Origin of the sequence: Corynebacterium glyciniphilum AJ 3170 (genome assembly GCF_000626675.1) — a bacterium.
Lineage (GTDB): Bacteria > Actinomycetota > Actinomycetes > Mycobacteriales > Mycobacteriaceae > Corynebacterium > Corynebacterium glyciniphilum.
This window is the reverse complement of sequence record NZ_CP006842.1, coordinates 539,729-558,863: the sequence shown is the minus strand read 5'-3', so window position 1 is coordinate 558,863 and position 19,135 is coordinate 539,729. Positions and strand designations below refer to the sequence as shown.

The 19,135-nt window shown below is 65.0% G+C and carries 16 protein-coding genes; 10 read left to right on the top strand and 6 right to left on the bottom strand.

Going from position 1 to position 19,135, the window contains the following annotated elements; translation table 11 throughout:
* The first annotated feature begins 27 nt into the window (after positions 1-27).
* A complete protein-coding gene (locus CGLY_RS02595; protein WP_052539528.1) occupies positions 28-846 on the top strand; it encodes a trimeric intracellular cation channel family protein in 819 nt (272 codons plus the stop codon).
* Here the strand turns inward: CGLY_RS02595 and ctaD are convergent.
* The 3 genes from ctaD to CGLY_RS02580 form a co-directional block, all read right to left on the bottom strand.
* Complete coding sequence (gene ctaD / locus CGLY_RS02590) at positions 843-2,543, bottom strand: aa3-type cytochrome oxidase subunit I (protein WP_038545921.1); 1,701 nt, start codon at positions 2,541-2,543, stop codon at positions 843-845. The genes CGLY_RS02595 and ctaD overlap by 4 nt on opposite strands.
* Positions 2,544-2,782: 239 nt before the next feature.
* Positions 2,783-3,691, bottom strand: coding sequence for a LysR family transcriptional regulator (locus CGLY_RS02585; protein ID WP_227590352.1), 909 nt, complete (start codon positions 3,689-3,691; stop codon positions 2,783-2,785).
* A gap of 136 nt (positions 3,692-3,827) precedes the next feature.
* Positions 3,828-5,144 carry a hypothetical protein gene (locus CGLY_RS02580; protein ID WP_227590351.1) on the bottom strand — a complete coding sequence of 439 codons (1,317 nt, stop codon included), beginning with the start codon at positions 5,142-5,144 and terminating at the stop codon, positions 3,828-3,830.
* 234 nt (positions 5,145-5,378) lie between these two features.
* Here CGLY_RS02580 and leuA point away from each other — a divergent pair, with 234 nt between their 5' ends.
* The 5 genes from leuA (at position 5,379) to CGLY_RS02555 (ending at position 12,199) form a co-directional block, all read left to right on the top strand.
* Entirely contained in the window at positions 5,379-7,232 is a 1,854-nt protein-coding gene (leuA, locus tag CGLY_RS02575; protein WP_038545918.1) for a 2-isopropylmalate synthase, read from the top strand.
* A gap of 123 nt (positions 7,233-7,355) precedes the next feature.
* Complete coding sequence (locus CGLY_RS02570) at positions 7,356-8,273, top strand: cation diffusion facilitator family transporter (RefSeq protein WP_038545915.1); 918 nt, start codon at positions 7,356-7,358, stop codon at positions 8,271-8,273.
* A 34-nt stretch (positions 8,274-8,307) separates the two neighbouring features.
* Positions 8,308-10,101, top strand: coding sequence for a DNA polymerase III subunit epsilon (locus CGLY_RS02565; protein WP_038550966.1), 1,794 nt, complete (start codon positions 8,308-8,310; stop codon positions 10,099-10,101).
* An 8-nt stretch (positions 10,102-10,109) separates the two neighbouring features.
* On the top strand, positions 10,110-11,372 hold the full coding sequence (locus CGLY_RS02560) for a MurT ligase domain-containing protein (RefSeq protein WP_038545912.1): 1,263 nt from the start codon (positions 10,110-10,112) through the stop codon (positions 11,370-11,372).
* A complete protein-coding gene (locus CGLY_RS02555; protein WP_052539526.1) occupies positions 11,369-12,199 on the top strand; it encodes a type 1 glutamine amidotransferase in 831 nt (276 codons plus the stop codon). Before CGLY_RS02560 ends, CGLY_RS02555 begins: the two co-directional genes overlap by 4 nt.
* 86 nt (positions 12,200-12,285) lie before the next feature.
* Here the strand turns inward: CGLY_RS02555 and CGLY_RS02550 are convergent, their stop codons facing one another.
* A complete protein-coding gene (locus tag CGLY_RS02550) occupies positions 12,286-13,245 on the bottom strand; it encodes an Ldh family oxidoreductase (protein WP_052539525.1) in 960 nt (319 codons plus the stop codon).
* Between the two features lie 121 nt (positions 13,246-13,366).
* Between CGLY_RS02550 and CGLY_RS02545 the strand changes: the two genes are divergently transcribed.
* From CGLY_RS02545 to CGLY_RS02530, 4 genes are all read left to right on the top strand, one after another.
* The gene (locus tag CGLY_RS02545; RefSeq protein ID WP_038545909.1) at positions 13,367-14,032 is read left to right on the top strand and encodes a GntR family transcriptional regulator; all 666 of its coding nucleotides are present in this window, start codon (positions 13,367-13,369) and stop codon (positions 14,030-14,032) included.
* A 202-nt stretch (positions 14,033-14,234) separates the two neighbouring features.
* Positions 14,235-15,605 carry a protoporphyrinogen/coproporphyrinogen oxidase gene (locus tag CGLY_RS02540; protein WP_038545907.1) on the top strand — a complete coding sequence of 457 codons (1,371 nt, stop codon included), beginning with the start codon at positions 14,235-14,237 and terminating at the stop codon, positions 15,603-15,605.
* Positions 15,606-15,650: 45 nt separating this feature from the next.
* Positions 15,651-16,547 carry a dihydrodipicolinate synthase family protein gene (locus CGLY_RS02535; protein ID WP_038545904.1) on the top strand — a complete coding sequence of 299 codons (897 nt, stop codon included), beginning with the start codon at positions 15,651-15,653 and terminating at the stop codon, positions 16,545-16,547.
* A 34-nt stretch (positions 16,548-16,581) separates the two neighbouring features.
* Positions 16,582-18,078, top strand: coding sequence for an aldehyde dehydrogenase family protein (locus CGLY_RS02530; protein WP_038545900.1), 1,497 nt, complete (start codon positions 16,582-16,584; stop codon positions 18,076-18,078).
* Between the two features lie 25 nt (positions 18,079-18,103).
* Here the strand turns inward: CGLY_RS02530 and CGLY_RS17520 are convergent, their stop codons facing one another.
* Both CGLY_RS17520 and CGLY_RS02525 read right to left on the bottom strand, forming a co-directional pair.
* Entirely contained in the window at positions 18,104-18,274 is a 171-nt protein-coding gene (locus CGLY_RS17520; RefSeq protein ID WP_158407364.1) for a hypothetical protein, read from the bottom strand.
* Between the two features lie 157 nt (positions 18,275-18,431).
* Complete coding sequence (locus CGLY_RS02525) at positions 18,432-19,052, bottom strand: hypothetical protein (protein ID WP_038545897.1); 621 nt, start codon at positions 19,050-19,052, stop codon at positions 18,432-18,434.
* Positions 19,053-19,135 lie beyond the last annotated feature (83 nt).

Here is a 19,135-nt window from a genome sequence, read left to right as displayed (position 1 = left end):
CGTCCAGGAAACGATACTCTCGGCGGCATGGACTTTGTCGACCCGTCGATCAGGACGGTCTACGAGACCCTCGACCTGATCGGGGTGGTGCTCTACGGGATGATCGGGGCGATCATCGCCCGCGCCCGCAACCTGGACTTCATCGGAATCGTCTTCCTCTCCATCATCACCGCCCTGGGCGGTGGAATGATCCGTGACGTCCTCATCGACAACGGGCCGCCGGCGGCCATGCAGGACATGCGGTACTTCGGCATGGCACTGGTGGGCGCTGTGGTCTCGACGATGATCCATATGAACTCGCGCGGGTGGGAGATCTTCCGCGTCCACGGTGACGCTGTCGTCCTCGGCGTCTGGGCCGCCACCGGTTCAACGAAGGCCCTGGCCAACGGACTGCCGTGGTCATCCGCCCTCTTCCTCGGTGTGCTGACAGTTGTCGGCGGCGGCATGATCCGCGATGTGATGACCGGCTCGGTCCCCGCCATCTTCGGCGGGGCGACACTGTACGCCACCCCGGCTGTCCTCACCGCCGCAGTCATGGTCGGGATCTACTCCCTCGACGCATCTGGGGTGGCGGGGGACTTCCCGGTGCTCCTGGTTGGTCTGATCATCGCCCCTTTCCTCGGCTCCGGCTTAATGATCACCGCCTACTGGCGGGGATGGGTGCTCCCCGGAATGCAGGACCTGTCATGGGCGACGCAAAAGAAACTCCGGCAACCGATGACGCTGGCCCGCGACATGAGCCGGAGACGGTTGCGACTGCGTCGGCGCGAGGAACGTCGGGAACAGGAAGATCGCGACCGGACAGACGAGGCAGCTGGAGAAGATGAGGATACTCCTAGTCGCTAAAAGTGGCGTCCGACGTGGGCTTCCTCGCGGGCGGTCTTCACCATGTGCGGGTAGTGCAGCTCGAAGGCGGGACGCTCCGAACGGATCTTCGGCATCGACGTGAAATTGTGCCGCGGCGGCGGACAGGACGTCGCCCACTCCAGCGAGTTACCGTAGCCCCACGGATCATCCACGGTGACGACCTCACCGTAACGCCAGGACTTGAACACATTCCAGACGAACGGCAACACCGAGATACCCAGAATCAACGCACCGACCGTGGAAACCTGGTTCAACAGGGTGAACCCGTCGGAATCCAGGTAGTCAGCGTAACGACGCGGCATACCCATGTTGCCCAGCCAGTGCTGCACCAGGAACGTCATGTGAAAACCGATGAAGGTCAACCAGAAGTGGATCTTGCCCAATTTCTCATCCAGCATGCGGCCGGTCATCTTCGGGAACCAGAAATACACTCCGGCAAAAGAGGCGAATGCGACGGTTCCATACAACGTGTAGTGGAAGTGGGCGACCACGAAATAGGTATCCGACAGCTGGAAGTCCAGCGCCGGCGACGCCAGCATCACACCGGTGAGACCACCGAAGAGGAACGTGGCGAAGAAACCGAGTGCGAAGATCATCGGCGTTTCAAAGGTGATCCGGCCCTTCCACATCGTGCCCAGCCAGTTGAAGAACTTCATGCCGGTCGGCACGGCAATCAGGAAGGTCATGAAACTGAAGAACGGCAGCAGCACCGCACCGGTGACGAACATGTGGTGCGCCCACACCGCCAACGACAACGCCGCAATCGAGAGCATTGCAAACACCAGGCCGACATAGCCAAAAAGAGGCTTCCGGGAAAACACAGGAAGTATCTCCGAAATGACGCCGAAGAACGGCAGGGCCAGCACGTAGACCTCGGGGTGGCCGAAGAACCAGAACAGGTGCTGCCACAGGACAGCCCCGCCGTTGGCAGCGTCGAAAATGTGCCCTCCGAACAATCGGTCGTAGAGCACACCGAGCGCTGCAGCGGTCAGCAGTGGGAAGATCAGGAGAGCCAGGAGGGAGGTCGTGAGAATCCCCCAGCAGAAGATCGGCATGCGGAACATCGTCATCCCCGGTGCACGCAGGCACAGGATCGTGGTGATCATGTTGATCGCAGAGGCAATCGTACCGACACCGGTCAGTCCTACACCGACGATCCACAACTGCGAGCCCACGCCCGGGGAGTGGATGGCGTCGGCCAGGGGCATATACATCGTCCAGCCGAAGTCCGCCGCACCACCGGGGGTCAGGAAACCGGTGAGCATGATGATGCCACCGAAGGTGGTGATCCAGAAGCCGAAGGCGTTGAGCCGCGGAAAAGCCACATCCGGAGCGCCGATCTGCAGAGGCAGAATAAAGTTGGCGAAACCCCAGACAATCGGGGTACCGAACAGCAGCAGCATAACCGTGCCGTGCATGGTGAACAGCTGGTTGAACTGCTCATTGGACAGGAACTGCAGACCCGGGTGAAACAGCTCGGCCCGCATCAGCAGCGCCATGAGGCCACCGACCCCGAAGAAGATGAAAGCGGTGATGATGTACATGATGCCGAGCTGTTTGTGGTCCGTGGTAGTCAGCATCGCCCATGCGTGTCCGCCTTTCTGGTGTTTCTGTCCTTGGGGCGCCGGACGGGCTGGAAGGACCTTGTCCTCTCCCCGGGGCACAACGGCAGTCATTTTCCGTACCTCCTACAGTTCCTTCGCGGCGGCCCGGTTCAAAGAAACCCCGTGAGTCCGTCACCTATCGTCGTTCTCAGGCTATGAAAGTGCACGACGGCCCGGTAGAGCTGAACGAGTTATGTGGGTTATCAGCCAGTTGTATGCCCCCACAGACTGGCACGAGGTCACTGCGGCAGGACACGTGCGAGGACACGCAGTATGTTCACGACGCCACGGCGAAGCGCCTTAAGAAACACTCACTCCGACTTCGACGGAGACGCTTTGAGTAGGTCAGCGAGCATTTCCAGATAAACGGCACTCTTCGACTCAGGGTTCCAGATGAACTCGTAGAACATCTCCACGAAAGTTCCATCCTCGCGCACGATACGTCTGGTGGGAAAACCCCGCACGTTACGCTCAGGCAACACGACCGACCCCATCCCTTTGTCAGCCCATCCCAGCAGGGTACTGCAGTTCGTCACCTCTACATCCGATAACACCAAGTCGCACCCCTCTTCCCGGAACATGCCTTCGGTCATCCTGGTAATACCGCAGCCGTGGCGCGACAGGATCAGTTCTCGTTCAGAGAGCTGCTGCACCGTTACGGGGTTCCCGGTATCACCCTCCGCTGAGGTCAGGTCCTCTTTTGGCTCAACCAGCACAAGGTAGTCGGAGTCAATCAACCGGTGACTGTAGGAGGGCAGCACTCCCAGCGCGGGGATGATCAGCATATCGAGGCTTCCGATCCTCAGGTACTCCTCCAATGGATCAAGCTCCGCCTCAAGAAGAGTGAGATCGTGGCCGGCCACCAGCGCATCGGGGCCGTGGACGGCATCCCTGAATTGCGCCACAATCTTCTTGTCGATCTGCGGGGACGTGCCCACCCGGACTGTCCCTGAGCCGCTCAGCGTCAGTGACTCCGCCTCTGTTTCCATCCTCGCCAGTATTGACATGGCCTGCGAGATTCTCGGGAGAATCGTCTCGCCGAATGTGGTCGGTTCCGTCCCCCGAGGTGTTCGCAGGAACAGTTTGGCTCCGAGATGCGACTCGAGCTTCGCAATTGCCGTCGACAACGCCGGCTGAGTCACACCGAACCGACGGGCTGCACCGCTAAACGAGCCTATATGCGTGACCGCGTCTGCATACCGCAGAGCTTCAAGCGTCATTCGACCAGTCATAATGAGACCAGCGTAGGTCGCATCCCCTGACCGCCACACGACACCATAACTGCTCCGCATACCCCATAACCACAGCGTTCACCCCCGCGCTATGAGTCGGAGCGAAACCCGATCCCAGTCAGGCTCAGATCGCGTATTCGAAGACGATGAGCATCTCGCCGGACACCCAGAAGCCGAGCACACACCACAACACCGCACCCGCACCGAGTGCCACGCCCGCCATGACGGTCGTCTGCGATCGCGTCGCAGTCCTCCACATGCGCACCAGCTCTACCACCAGGGGAAGTGCGAGCAGAAGCACCGGCACCAGCAGGAGTCGCGGACGGGAATGCATGATCCCGTCAGAGCCCAGGACGATGCCGGCCAGAATGATCGCGGGCAGCCACACCTGCCACGGGATACGTCCGGACCACAGCATCCAGACCGACACTGCGCACAGCAGGGCCACCAGGATCATCGACCAACTGGAGATTGTGTACCCGGTCAGTTCGCCGGGAAAGTTACCCGCCAGCCACCGCAGTGTTGCCGCACCCAGGTCGACCCCGGAGTGCCAACCCCGTTCCTGGGCGGCGAAGTACCCGCCGATATCAGCGACCTTGCTGTCCGCCCACGCCAGATAGGCAGCGATACCGAGGGACCCGATCACCGGCGCAGATACTGCCGCCGCAGGAAACGCCCCCACCGGCTGCTTATGAGCTGTGCGACGGTTCCGCCACCACCGCCACAGTTCCACGATGGCAGCCACGCACAAGGTGAGAATCAGTGCCGTGGCGGTCACGCGGGTCGCACCGGCGACCATGGTCAGGACGCCCGCCGGGAGGAAACGGCGTCGCAGCAGGAAGTACAGTGCCCACACCGTCACGGCGGTGAACAGGCTCTCCGAGTAGGGCATCCAGTAGACGATCCCCATCGGTGCTCCGACCGCCAGTACCGTCACCGCCGTCGACAGCACGACTACTGTCCTGCGGTCCGACGGGCCACCGGCACCCGGGTTCGACCCGCGCCGACGCCACAGCTCCACCGCCAGCATGGACACTCCCCATGCCAGGACCACCGTCGCCACGGCGGACACCACCAGCGCCGCAACATAAGTGGCATCTGCCACGTCCAGCACGGCCATCGGTGCCGCGACAACCCGTACCAGTACCGGATACCCGGGGAAGAAGGCCACGGACTCCCACTGCACCGGATCAGTCTGGTCAGGAGACATCACGAAACCGGAGTAGCCGTATTCCGAGATCATCGTCATCCAGTGCGCATCCCACTGCATCAGGACCTCACGAAGGCTGAGACCCCCGCGCGCACCCCAGACCGCCATCACGATGAACTGCACGGCTCCGGTTACCACGGTCACGACAGCGGCCACCACCGCCGTGGTCAGCGGGATGTTCGTCCCGGTCGCACGGGATGTGCCGGGACCTGCGGATACTGAAGTGTTCACGGTCGACCAGCGTACCGTCTCACCCCGGGCGTAACCCCGGTCACACTTCTCCTTTCACACCGTGACAGTCACCGTGTTACAGTGGTCGCCATGAATAACTCGCGCGCGCAGCTCCTCCTTCTCTGCCGCGGCGGGGTCAGGTTCTGAAAAACCGACCGGCTCCCCGTCGCGGAGTTGAGTCGTGCCGGTCGGTGATGGCCATTTTTTCTTCCCACCGATCCAAGGAGCACCACCATGACCCCCTCTGATTCCTTCATCGCAGCACCTGCCCGCATCTCCACCCCGGCCGGTGAGATTCCCGAGGGACAGAAGAGCTGGAATAAACAGCGCCCCTCCCAGATGCCGGTACACCGTTACCAGCCGCACTTCACTGAGGTCGAGCGTTTCCAGCTGCCGGACCGCACCTGGCCGGACAAAGTTATCGACACCGCACCACAGTGGTGCGCCGTCGATCTGCGTGACGGCAACCAGGCGCTGATCGACCCGATGAGCCCGGAGCGTAAGCGCCGTATGTTCGACCTGCTGGTCCGCATGGGATACAAGGAGATCGAGGTCGGTTTTCCGTCTGCCTCCCAGACTGACTTCGACTTCGTCCGTGAGATCATCGAGAACGACATGATCCCCAAGGACGTCACCATCCAGGTCCTGGTCCAGGCCCGTGAGCACCTGATCCGTCGGACTTTCGAAGCCTGTGAGGGCGCGAAGAACGTGATCGTGCACTTCTACAACTCCACGTCGATCCTGCAGCGCCGGGTCGTGTTCCGTAAGGACAAGGCCGCCATCAAGAAGCTGGCGACCGATGCCGCGGAGCTGATCAAGGAGGTCGCCAAGGACTACCCCGACACCACCTGGCGCTGGCAGTACTCCCCGGAGTCGTACACCGGCACCGAGGTGGAGTACGCCAAGGAGGTCTGTGACGCGGTCATCGACATCATGGACCCGACCCCGGACAACCCGATCATCATCAACCTGCCGTCCACGGTGGAGATGATCACCCCGAACGTCTACGCCGACGGTATCGAGTGGATGAGCCGCAACATCGCCCGGCGCGACTCGGTGATCCTGTCGCTGCACCCGCACAACGACCGTGGCACCGGTGTGGCCACTGCGGAGTTGGGCTACATGGCCGGCGCAGACCGCATCGAAGGGTGCCTGTTCGGCAACGGCGAGCGCACCGGCAACGTGGACCTGGTTACACTGGGACTGAACATGTTCACCCAGGGTGTGGACCCGCAGATCGACTTCTCGGACATCGATGAGATTCGACGCACGGTGGAGTACTGCAACCAGCTGGTCGTGCCTGAACGCCAGCCGTACGGTGGCGACCTGGTCTTCACCGCATTCTCCGGGTCCCATCAGGACGCCATCAACAAGGGTATCGACGCTCTGGCCGACATCGTCGCTCCCGGGCATCACGCCAACGAAATCTCCGAGGAAGAGTTCCGGAAGATCCAGTGGGAGGTGCCCTACCTGCCGATCGACCCGAAGGACATCGGCCGCAGTTACGAGGCCGTGATCCGCGTGAACTCGCAGTCCGGCAAGGGCGGCGTGGCCTACATCATGAAGACCGACCACGGCATCGACATGCCCCGCCCGATGCAGGTCGAGTTCTCCGGAGTCGTGCAGGCCGTCACCGAGGCAGAGGGTGGCGAGGTCAACTCCAAGGCCATGTGGGACATCTTCACCGGTGAGTACCTGGAGCGGACCGCACCGCTGGAGCAGATCTCCGTCACCGTCGACGGCCCGCAGACCGAAGGCTCCGAGACCAAGGTCACTGCGGAGATCGAATGGGAGGGGTCGGCCCGGACCATCCAGGGCCGAGGCAATGGTCCGATCGCCGCATACTGCAATGCGTTGGAGACGCTGGGGGTCGACGTGGAGGTCCAGGAGTACTTCCAGCACGCCCGTACCGCAGGTGACGACGCCGAGGCCGCCGCCTATGTACTGGCCGAGATCGACGGTCAGCAGGTCTGGGGTGTCGGTATCGCCGGTTCAATCACCTACGCGTCCCTGAAAGCGATCACCTCCGGTGTGAACCGTGCCCACGCCAAGGAGCCGGTCGCTCAGGGTGTGCTGGGCGGAGTCTGAGCCTGTGTGACAGCAGTTGGCCGCACCTCCGCCACTGTGCAAGAGTGAACGTCGGACACCCCCGGTGTCCGGCGTTTTTCGTGTGACGCTGTCTACCCTTCACTCTTCTCCTCGAGGTGCCCCGTGCGTACCGAACAACAGACCCTGCGCGTGTCGCTGGTCTCGATCCTCGTCCTGTCCTGTCTCGGCATCGGTTTCGGCCTGGTCTCCGGCTCCGCAGCCATCATGTTCGACGGTGTCTTCTCCCTCGTCGACGCCGTGATGTCGGTGGTGTCCATCATCCTCGCCGGGCTCATCGCCACCTCAACCGCGCAGGGTCTCCCCCGTCGCTTCAGCATGGGGTTCTGGCACTTCGAGCCGCTCGTCCTGTGCCTGAATGCTCTGGTGATGATGTCAGTCGCCGGCTACGCGCTCCTCCAGGCGGTCACCGCCGTGCTGGACGGCGGCCGCGAGGTGGAGTTCGGTCCCGCGGTGATCTACACGGTCGTTGTTCTGATCCTGGCCTGCGGCACCGCCATCGCCGAACACCGCGCCAACAGGACAATCAACTCCGCCCTCGTCGCCATGGACGTCAAGGGCTGGATCATGGGCGCCGGGGTGACTGGCGCGCTGCTGGTCGCATTCATCATCGGCATGATCATCGACGGAACGTCCTACGAGCACCTGATGCCTTACGTCGACCCGGTCGTGCTGATCATCGTGGCCACCGTGCTGATTCCGGTCCCGCTGCGCACGCTGACCCGCGCACTCTCGGAGATTGCACTGGTCACCCCACCGGACCTGCATGCGCAGGGACGTGCGGTCGCCGACCGGATCGTCGCGGAAGAAGGCTTCCTCGGTGCTGAGGTCTATGCCGCGCAGGTCGGACGGTCCCGCCAGGTGGAGATCGCCTTCGAGGTCTCCCCCGACATTCCACCGCGTCCGCTGACCGAATGGCACGGCATCCGCCAGGCCGTCGCCGCGGAGCTCGGTGGGGCTGACCCCAACAACTGGATCACGGTGTGGTTCACCACCGACAGCCCCGAAGTTCGGGAGCCTTAGCACCGGCGGCGTGGCGGAACGTATGATGTCCTCCATGACTTCCCCCGGTTCCGGCCCCGACGCCGCTGACGGCGCCCCGCGAAGCGGGCAGGGCCGTTCCCGACGACGCCGTCGTCAGGTTCACCGTCGCTCCGCACCCCCTTCCGCCCAGATCATCGAGCAGGCCGAGCAGGGCACCAGCACCGATACCAGCGAAATCACCGCAACCACCGCTGGTGCCGACAACACCCTCCCCCCGAGAACCTCCCACCGTCATCTTCCGAAGACCTTCCACGGCACGCTGCCGAGCGTGGAGGAGGCCCCCTTCGTCGAGATCACCGTTGCGACCTCGGGAATCCACCCCAGTACCTCGCGGCTCGTCGCTTTCTCCGCGACCCTGCACACCGCCGACGGCGAGCGTGCGGTCTTCAGCGGAAACCGTCCGGCCTCCGCACAGGTCGGCTCCACGGTGGCCGCAGACGCCGCCGGAGTCGCCGAGACGACCGACGAGACAACCGACGAGACAACCCCGGTCACCGGCATCGTGCAGCAGATCAATCCCGGCGAGGACCCCGGTCCGTGGCATCTGCACGGTTACACCGAGGCCGACCTTGGCCAGGCCCCCGGATTCGCCACCGTGGCCCCGTTGTTGTTCGACCTCATCGACGGACGGACACTGATCTGTCACAACACCACAATGACCTGGGGGTTCATCCAGTTCGAGTACCGGCGGGCCCAGCGCGCCGCCAACCGTGGCGCCCAGCGGAACAACCCGCGGGGACGGCGGCGTAATCAGCGTCGACCGAAGAAGGTCGCTGTGCCCACCCCGGCGCGCATCGTCGACACCCTGGCGTCGTCGAGACGTGCCGGCGTGCCGGTGGCAGACCCCCGGTTGCGGAGCATCGCGGCCCACTACGCCGAGGCTCACGGCCTCGTCCTTCCGTCCGATGCGCTGCCGGGGCTGGGTCAGGCCGCGAGTCTGGAACGGGCCGACGTCCTCGCCGATGACCTGCTGCTCGCCGACAACCGTATTCTCTTTCCGCTCTACAGCACCCAGCGGGACCTCGCGGCGGACACCGCCGACAACACCCCCGGTGGCCTGTCGGTCGCTGACCCGTCCGACCTCACCGCCGACCGCTTCGGCCTGCAGCGCAGTACGGTGCGGGTGGACGCCACGACGTCACCGCGCCCCTTCGGCAATCCTGGAACCCCGGACGGACCGGCCCTGGTACAGGGGATGGAATTCGTCGTCAGCCCGGATGTCGGCGTTGATCCCGATGTGCTGATCAGCTCCGCGACCCGCGCCGGCCTGGTCTACAGCGAGAAACTCAACCGGACCTCCAGCCTGGTGGTCTGCAACCGCAGCCACGAGCTGCGCGGCAAGGCGATGCACGGGGAACGCAAGAGCATCCCGCTGTTCACGGACAACGAGTTTCTCGCGGCACTGGAGGACGTCTCCGAAGGATCGACGGAGATCGCCGTACCGGATGCCCGGCCCGCGACCCCACGGATTCCTGCGCCTCAACGCGGGAAGAACCGCAGCCAGGGGAGGAACCAGGGGCGTGGTCAGAACCGCAGCCGTAACCAGTCCCGGGGCGGTCGTGGCCGTGGTGGCCAGGGCGGGCAGAACCGTCAGAACGGTCAGGGGAAGCAGGCCGGCCACGGCGACCAGGGTGGAAACACCGACACCCCGCAGGACTCCCCCTCCACCGGTAAGAACAGCGGCGGCACGGGATCGGGGCGTTCCTCCTCTAACCGCCGCCGGCGCCGTCGAGGGTCAGGACGGTCCGGCGGTGGAAACCAGAACCGGCAGAAGCAGAACCAGACTCAGAACCAGAAACAAGGGTGATCGAAGCAATGGGTGTGTTGACCTCACTTGCTGTCCGTGCCGCGGACCTCGCGACCTGGGCATCGAAGAAGACAGGCCGCGGTTCCGGAGGCATGATCGGCGGACTCATCGCCAACGTGATTGATCCCAAGCTCATGGAGCAGCTCGGTGACGGCCGCCCCTGCACCATCGTCACAGGCACGAACGGGAAGTCCACGACCACCCGCATGCTCGCCGAAGCGGTTCGTACGCTGGGCACCGTCGCCACCAACGACGGTGGCGACAACATGGATGCCGGAGTCATCTCGGCGCTGCTGGCCGGTCGTGGCCGCGACCGCATCGTCCTGGAGGTCGACGAGCTCCACGTTCCCGCCATCGCCGAGAAGCTCGACTGTGATGTCTTGGTCCTGTTGAACCTGTCCCGTGACCAGCTTGACCGCGTCGGTGAGATCAACAAGATCGAGCGTGTCCTCCGGGAGTGCGTGGAGAAACGTCCCGGGATGACCGTCGTCGCCAACTGTGATGACGTCCAGGTCACCTCGGTGGCATGGGACTGCCCGAACGTGGTGTGGGTTTCCGCCGGTGTCGGTTTCACCGGTGACTCAACGTCCTGTCCCCGCACCGGCGGCGCGGTCATCCGTACGGAGAAGGACGACGGCTCGCCGGACTGGTTCGCGGTAAAACCGCTGGCGGACGGCCGGGAGTTCCGTCGCCCGTCGCCCACCTGGACCGTCACCGCCGAGGGCCTGTCCACCCCGGACGGGGAACTGATGCCGATGTCACTGAAGCTGCCGGGCAACGCCAACCGCGGCAATGCCGCGCAGGCGATCGCTGCGGCGGTCGCGCTGGGTGTGGACGAGACGACAGCTCTCGCCGCCGCTGAGCGTGTGGACGATGTCGCCGGACGGTACTCCACCGTCAACCTCGAGGGGCGCGAAATCCACCTGCTTCTCGCCAAGAATCCCGCAGGGTGGCAGGAGGCACTGTCCATGGTTGACCGTTCGGCGGACGGCCTGGTCATCGCCGTGAACGGCCAGGTCGCCGACGGTCAGGACCTGTCCTGGTTGTGGGACGTGAAGTTCGAGAACTTCGAGGACATCAAGGTCGTCGCCGCCGGTGAGCGGTCCGCCGACCTGGCCGTCCGGTTGGGCTACGCCGGTGTGGAACACCAGACCGTCGCCGACACCGTCGCTGCGGTACGCGCCTTCCCGCCCGGTCGTGTGGAGGTCCTGGCCAATTACACCGCTTTCCGTGACCTGCGTAAGGACCTGCAGAAGGAGATCTCCCAGTGAATGCCGCCCGTGAAGCGACCCTGAATATCGGCCTCGTCCTGCCCGACGTCCTGGGCACCTACGGCGACGACGGTAACGCGCTGGTCCTGCGTCAACGTGCCCGGATGCGCGGTATCAGCGCCGAGATCCACCCCATCACCCTGGGGGACGGTGTTCCGGAGACCCTGGACATCTACACCGTCGGCGGTGGCGAGGACGTCGCCCAGATCCTCGCCGCCGACCATCTGATCGCTGATGGAGCGATGGCGCGCGCAGTCCAGGCCGGGCGACCTGTCCTTGCGATCTGCGCCGGACTACAGGTCTTCGGCACCTCCTTCCGTGCCTCGGACCGGATGGTCGACGGCCTGGGGCTCCTTGACGTCACCACGTCCTCGCTGCAGAACCGCATGATCGGTGAAGTCCGCTCGAACCCGGATCTGAAGGGGTTCGGACTGACCGCCGGTTCACTCGGCTCGGCAGGTGTGTTGACCGACCCGCTGACCGGCTTCGCCAATCACCAGGGTGCGACGCTGTTGGGCCCGGACGCCTCCCCGCTGGGGTATGTCACCGAAGGGGTGGGCAACACCGACGCCCACGGTGCCCTGTCCGCTGGTCTGGGCCATGACCGGGCAGGCAAGGAAGTCTACTTCGAGGGTGCCGTGCAGGGCTCGATCGTGGCGACCTACATGCACGGCCCGGTACTCGCCCGGAACCCCCAGCTGGCTGATCTGCTGCTTGCCTCGGCAATGGACACCACGCTCGCCGACCTGCCTCCGCTGACCGGTGCTTTCGCCACCCAGCTCGACGGTGAGGTCGCCCAGCTGAGGTCGGAGCGGTTGAAGGCCTGATCCCCGGGAGGTTGATCTGAGCCTTTGCAAGAGATCATCTTCCGGTCGTTTCACGCCCCGTGTGACGGCTCAGATGACATGGCAGGTCACCGCTTCTCCACGAGTGCTTGGTACACGTCGTCGGCAATGTCGAGAACCTGCGCCGGAGGTCGTCGCCGTCCAGGCAAGGCCATCCCGTAATCCTCCTCGAGGTGGTGCAGTTGGGCACCGAGTCGCTCCGTGTAACCCGCCGCCGCGGACTCCGGACGGACGGCGAGCAGGAACATCCCGACGGAAGGACTGTCGCTCCCGGCATCGAACCCCGCCGCATCGGTGGACCACTGAGCACCGGCGAATGCGGCGAGGGCCTCGACCATCAGCCCGATGTTCGTCATCTTCTGCCCACCCGCCGGGCGGAGAGAACCCGCGAGTGCATCGGCGGCGTCGGTGGTCGGACGGCCGTCACGGTCGACGGCCCATGTCGACGGAATCTCACGGCCTCCCTCAGCACGACGGCGGACGGTGACATATGCAGCTGCACTGATGCCCTGGTCGATCACCAGGGGTGACGGGTCCGCCGGGGCGGCGAACGACATCGGGTTCGTTCCGAGGACCGCGGTAGCGGTACCGTCCGGAGCGACGAGCGCCGGAGAGTTCGCGACCGCGAGGGACAGGAGGCCGTGGTCTGTCAGCACTGTCGTGTAGTACGCGAGTTCACCACAGGTAAACGAGTTGTGCAGACGCAGCACCGCAATACCCTGGTCGTCTGCGGCTTCGAGCAGTGTGGGGAGTGCGGTGTCGAACGCCCCCTGCGCCGTACCTTCGACGGCATCGACGCTGACGACCGCTCCAGACCGGGAGACCGAGGGAACCGCCGTGCCGTTGAGAGCGCCCCGTCGAAGGGCGGTGAGATAGTCCAGGAGGTGAACGACGCCCACCTCCGCGCGTCCGCGGATCTCGGCGGCGACAGTGGCCCGGGCGAGACTGCCTGCGGTCAGGGCGTTCGCGCCGGCGCGTCGGAGAACGTCCCGGCACTGTGCTTCGAGGGTGTCCGGAGAGACCTCCACAGGGACAACCTGCCTTTCCTATGTGATATGTGATCACGAAACTATCGCTCCGCACGACCCGGCGCAAGAGCGGGTCGCCCAGAGAACAGCCCCCTCCGCCGCCCTCGGTATAGTGAACCGCATGGCACTCAGCCGACTGCAGACCACCGACCGCGTAGGCGACCTGGCCTATGAGGCGATCCATACTGCAATCGTCAACGGCAGCTACGAAGCGGGACGACGGCTGCAGATCCGGGACCTCGCCGAAGAGCTCGGCATCAGCGTGATGCCGGTGCGCGAAGCCATCAAACGGCTCGAGGAGGTCGGGCTCGTCGAAACGCGTCCCCGTCGCGGTGCCGTCGTCAAGGCATTCTCCCCCGAGGAACTGCTGGACATCTACGAGGTCCGCCGGGTTCTCGAGGTCCGCGCCACCGAGGTAGGCATCAGCGCACTGGAGCCCGCGGATCTCCAGACCCTGGAGACCCTGTACGACAGGATGCACAGCGCCCTGGAACGCGGTGACGTCATCGACTACCTCTCCCTCGACGAGGATTTACTGGGAACGGTGTACGCTGCCTCCGGCAACAGGGTGCTGGACGAGACGATCCGGAGTTTGTGGGCCCGGTGCCGTCACTTCAAGATCGTGGGCGCACGGGACGAGCTGGAATCCGGTTCGGCCACAGAGCTGCTCACCCACCAGCGCCATCTCATCGATGCGGCACAGGCCGGGGATGTGTCGACGGCAGTGGAGATCACAGACGCCTCCCTGAACTCCGCCATAGCCCGCATCCGTGATGCGTTGAGCTGACAGGTCCGCAACCATGCGAGAAGGTGAGCAGAACTCCCACTTGTGTGATCACAAATCACATATTACTGTGGTTTCCACAACAGTAATACAACGACTGTTGACTGGGACACCTACGGGGCCCGCGCTCATCCACTCCAATCCCGGCGAATCCGGCGGCCGGTCCCGACCTCCCGCCACGCCCCACTTCGCGAAGGAGTCCACCGTGAAGGACGCAATCATCATCGGAGGAGGCTTGTCCGGCCTCTCCGCCGCCTGGCGGCTACGCCACTGGGACACCCTCATCCTCGAGTCCGAGCACCGCACCGGCGGACGCATCCGGTCAGAAAAACGCGGGCCGTACTTCCTCAACTGGGGTGGGCACGTCTTCAGCGGGGCAGGCACATCCACCGATGATCTCTTCCACGAGACAGGCACGGCCGTGATGGACGTCCCCGGCACCCTGGCCGGCGTCCACATGAACGGAAAACTGCTGATCAACGGGCCTGCGCAGACGTACCCCCTCCGCGTCCCCGTGCCTTTCAGCGACCGGGTCCAGATGCTCACCCACGGCGCAAAGGTCAGCCTCGATGTCCTGCGCTACGCACAGGCCGTCCGACGTCGTCCCGGGGAGAGCGGCGAGACCCGCCAGCAGCGGATCTACGACTTCGAGAATGACCGCACCTTCGCCGAGTACCTCGGTGACGTCCCGGAGAACGTCGACGCCCTGTTCCGCCCCACCGTCACCCGCTCCGCCGGAGACCCGGACCAGATCTCCGCCGGCGCCGGGATCGGCTACTTCAGTCTCGTGTGGAACATCGGTCAGGGGCTGAGCAAGAGCATCGTCGGCGGTCCGTCGACACTGACCGAGACCATCGCCGCCTCACAACGGGACCGTATCGAGACCGGAGCGGAGGTGCAGGAGCTCACCCAGCACTCTGACCACGTCACCGTGCGTTATATCAAGGACGGCCAGGAGCACGAGGTTTCGGCCCGCACCGCGGTGATGGCCACTCCTGCGCCGATCTCCCGTCGCATCGGCGTGGACCTCCGGCCAGAGCTGCGGGACGCGCTCGGAAAGGTCCAGTACGGCTCCTACGTCAGTGCGGCGTTCCTGACCAAGGAGACCACGCCGCAGGAATGGGACGGCGCCTACGGAATCGCCACCCCGAAACGCTCCTTCAACATCGTGTTGAACATGGGCAACCTGGTCAATGGGACCGGTGGCGCCCGGCGTCCGGGTGGCAGCATCATGGTCTTCTCCCCCGCCAGCCTCGCCGACAACCTGATCGACAAGACCGACGACGAGATCGCGGCGATCTACCACCGCGACCTCAACGAGGTACTGCCCGGCTTCTCGGACATTGTCGAGGAGACCCACGTGCAGCGGTGGAAGCTCGGTGCCCCCTACTGCTTCCCGGGCCGCGCCAGGATCCAGGAAGAACTCATGAAACCCGAGGAGCGGGTGTTCCTCGCCGGTGACTACCTGGGTTCGCTCTACACCGAAACCGCCATCACCTCGGCATTCACCGCGGCCCAACGTGCCGCAAGCCTGCTGGCCACCGAATCCCAGCAGGGCGTGGCCGTCGCCCACTGATACGCACCGACCGCCGAACAACATCACCATCAAGGAGAGAACCCCATGACATCAACCACCGCCACCGACCTTCGCGGCATCCTCACCGCGCTCGCCACCCCTTTCGACGCCGACGAGAACATCGACACGGCCGTCCTTAAACAGCTCGTCGACCGCTCCGTCGACAACGGTGTCGACGGTGTCGTTGTCGGCGGATCCACCGCCGAGGTCGCCGCACTCAGCTCCGACGAACGCCTCCAGCTCGTCGAGAACGTCATCGAGTACACCGCAGGACGCGTCCCCGTGGTCGCCCAGACCGGTGCCACCTCCACCGCCGAGGCCATCCGCCACTCACGCGCCGCCCAGTCCGCCGGTGCCGACGTCCTCATGCTGGTCACCCCCTACTATGAGCCCCTGAGCCTGGACGAGACCCTCAACTACATCCGCGAGGTGTCCTCGTCCGTCGACCTTCCGGTCATGCTCTACAACATCCCCGACGCCACCGGGGTGAACCTCAGCGCCGACACCGCCGGCAGCCTCGCCGAAGAGATCGACAACATCCGCTACATCAAGGACTCCGGAGCCGACTGGGAGCAGGCACTGCGCCTGATCCACCACCACAGCGACAAGCTCGGGACCTTCATCGGCTGGGACCCCTACCTCTACAGCGCCCTGGCCGAAGGTGCCGCCGGAGCCGTCGCCGGCGCAGCCAACGTCGTCCCCTCCGAGCTGGTCTCCGTCAGTCGACTGATCGCCGAGGACAAGCTCGTCGAGGCCCGTACGGAATGGAACCGGGTCTACCCCGCCATCGATGCGATGATCTCCGAGAACTTCATCGCCGCCGTCAAGGCCGGCCTGCGTCACAACGGGATCTCCGCCGGTGTACCCCGCCGCCCGGTCGCCGACGTCCCCGCGGACGCCACCGGCCGCATCACAGCTGCCCTGGACGCCCTGCAGCGCTGATCACCTGTCCCTCCCTTCCGAAAGGACCACCACAGTGAGTAACCACACCTTCACCGTCCGACGTCCCGACGCTGCCACAGCCCTGGTCGCCGACAGCGACCTCCCCCCGCTGCACCACTACATCGACGGTGCCTTCACCGACAGCGCCGGCGAGTACACCCTGGTCAACCCCGCCGACGGACGTACTATCGCCGACGTCCCCCGCGGCAGCGCCGAGGACGTCGACACCGCCGTCGCGGCCGCCGTCACCGCCTTCGACACCTGGCGCGACACCACACCCAAGGACCGCGCCGACCTGCTGCTGGCCATCGCCGACCGCGTCGAGGCGAACGCCGACGTCCTCGCCCGTCTTGAGGCCGCCGACGCCGGGAAACCACGTATGGTCGCCGACGACGACGTCTCCGGCACGGCGGACATCTTCCGCTTCTCCGCCGGCGCCGCCCGCGCCTATACCGAACAGGGTGCCGGCGACTACGTCGCCGACCACACCTCGATGATCCTCCGCGAACCGCTCGGGGTGATCGGTGCGATCGTGCCGTGGAACTACCCGCTGCTCATGGCGGCCTGGAAGATTGCCCCGATTCTCGCCGCCGGCAACACCCTGGTACTCAAGCCCTCGGAGCAGACCCCGTTGAGCATGCTGAAGTTCATGGAAATCATCGACGACCTGCTCCCCGCCGGTGTGATGAACGTGGTCACAGGACGCGGTTCCGTGGTGGGTGCCCGTCTTTCCGAGCACCCGGACATCGCGATGGTCGCCTTGACCGGCAGTGTCAACAGCGGGAAAACCGTCGCCGAGTCCGCCAGTGACTCACTGAAGCGTGTCCACCTGGAGCTCGGCGGTAAGGCTCCCGTGGTCATCTTCGAGGATGCCGACCTGCAGCAGGCGGCCGAGGCGCTGCGCGAGGCCGGATACTGGAACTCCGGGCAGGAATGCGGGGCCGGCACCCGCGTCCTGGTCCACGAGTCCGTCGCGGAGAAGTTCACCCAGCTGCTCGTCGAGCAGGTCGCCAGCCTGGTGGTGGGCGACCCCGCCGCCGGTGAGGACGTGGAGATCGGACCACTGGTCTCCGAGGACCACTTCACCCGGGTGACCTCATTCATCGACCGGGCCCTCGCTGACGGTGCGTCTGCCGCCATCGGCGGCGGCGCGTTAGACGGCGACGGGTACTACGTCGCCCCCACCGTCTTGACCGGTGTGCAGCCCGGAACCGAGGCAGCGTCCGAAGAGATCTTCGGCCCGGTGGTCACCGTCGAAACTTTCACTACCGAGAAGGAGGCGATCGACCGCGCCAATGAGGTCCCCTACGGGCTCGCGGCGTCAGTGTTCACCACCGACGCCGCACGGTCCCTGTCAGTTCCCCGTCGTATCGACGCGGGCACCGTGTGGGTCAACTGCCACCTCGTGCTGGCCAACGACGTTCCGTGGGGCGGTTTCAAGGGCTCCGGGTACGGCCGTGACCTGTCGCTCTACGCCTTGCAGGACTACTCCCGCACCAAGCACGTGCAGATCAACCACGGGCGTCGCTGACTCACGGGGCGGACCGGACGAGGCCTCATCCGGGATCTTTTCGGCTTCCCGTCCGGACCCGGAACCGGCCGGTCGTCTCCCCGAGATGGTCGCGCACCGACCATCGTGCCGTGGGAGTGTCCGGGGTGTTCAGCTTCCACGGCGCTTTTCCGCGGCGGAACCGGTGCCTGATGCCTCGCCTGTCAGTCGTGGTCATACCCCGGAGTCTGCCTGCCGACCTTGGTGTTGTCGTTCCCGACGCATGGCACCGCGGTAGCAGTCTCCTGCCAGTCATCTGAGCCACCGCAGGAGTCAGGAATCAGACGTTCTCTGACCCCTGCGGTGGCTCAGATGACGGGGTCTCACCAGGGGTCTCAACACGGCGACCGGTACGACGCCTCGTTGTCCAGCACCCGCGAGTTCCCCCGACCCGATGCCTCGGCGGAACACAGCCCGTCCACGTCATCGCCGTAGTCGACGACGACAGCGTAGACCCCGGCTCCGTCGACCTCCGGGCGCAGCGACGCACACGTCCCCGGCGCAAGGACGACAGCACCGGGGTTCGCCGCCAGTGCGGTGTCCACCTCCTGGTCAAAGGACGGGCTGTTGCTCATGACGGAGGTGACGACGAGAACATTGCGGCCGTCGCAGCGCAGGCCTCCGCCGGAATGCCCATGGGAGGCGCCTGCTGAAGACTCCGGTTCGGCGGCCGATTCCGGTTCTGGCCCCGGTTCTGCGGTGACAGTCACGGTGTCGACTGCCCTGGCCTCCGGTGCTGACGAGGAGGATATCGGGGATGTCGGCACGGCGGTGAACGCCTGAGCGGTCGACCTGTCGCCGTCGTCGTCTGTGCCCCGCAGGAAGTACCACCCGCCGACAGCGACCAGAGCCACAGCGGCCACGGCAGCGACAACGGCCCCCACGATGAGTCCGGTCCGCCGTCGAGGCTGCGGCGGGACAGGGGTTTCCGGGATCCGACCCCACGAGTTGGTCATGGCACTGTCTCCTCTTGTCGTCCGTTCTGGTCTGAATCGTCCCATACTTTCGGGGCTCAGCCGGCAGAACAGTCCCCTGACGA

Bases quoted from the DNA above. Each gene is read 5' to 3' on its own strand.
- CGLY_RS17520 (WP_158407364.1), bottom strand. From the start codon at position 18,274: ATGACCACGACTGACAGGCGAGGCATCAGGCACCGGTTCCGCCGCGGA.
- CGLY_RS02545 (WP_038545909.1), top strand. From the start codon at position 13,367: ATGGCACTCAGCCGACTGCAGACCACCGACCGCGTAGGCGACCTGGCC.
- CGLY_RS02535 (WP_038545904.1), top strand. From the start codon at position 15,651: ATGACATCAACCACCGCCACCGACCTTCGCGGCATCCTCACCGCGCTC.
- CGLY_RS02595 (WP_052539528.1), top strand. From the start codon at position 28: ATGGACTTTGTCGACCCGTCGATCAGGACGGTCTACGAGACCCTCGAC.
- CGLY_RS02560 (WP_038545912.1), top strand. From the start codon at position 10,110: ATGGGTGTGTTGACCTCACTTGCTGTCCGTGCCGCGGACCTCGCGACC.
- leuA (WP_038545918.1), top strand. From the start codon at position 5,379: ATGACCCCCTCTGATTCCTTCATCGCAGCACCTGCCCGCATCTCCACC.
- CGLY_RS02525 (WP_038545897.1), bottom strand. From the start codon at position 19,052: ATGACCAACTCGTGGGGTCGGATCCCGGAAACCCCTGTCCCGCCGCAG.
- ctaD (WP_038545921.1), bottom strand. From the start codon at position 2,543: ATGACTGCCGTTGTGCCCCGGGGAGAGGACAAGGTCCTTCCAGCCCGT.
- CGLY_RS02585 (WP_227590352.1), bottom strand. From the start codon at position 3,691: ATGACGCTTGAAGCTCTGCGGTATGCAGACGCGGTCACGCATATAGGC.
- CGLY_RS02565 (WP_038550966.1), top strand. From the start codon at position 8,308: ATGACTTCCCCCGGTTCCGGCCCCGACGCCGCTGACGGCGCCCCGCGA.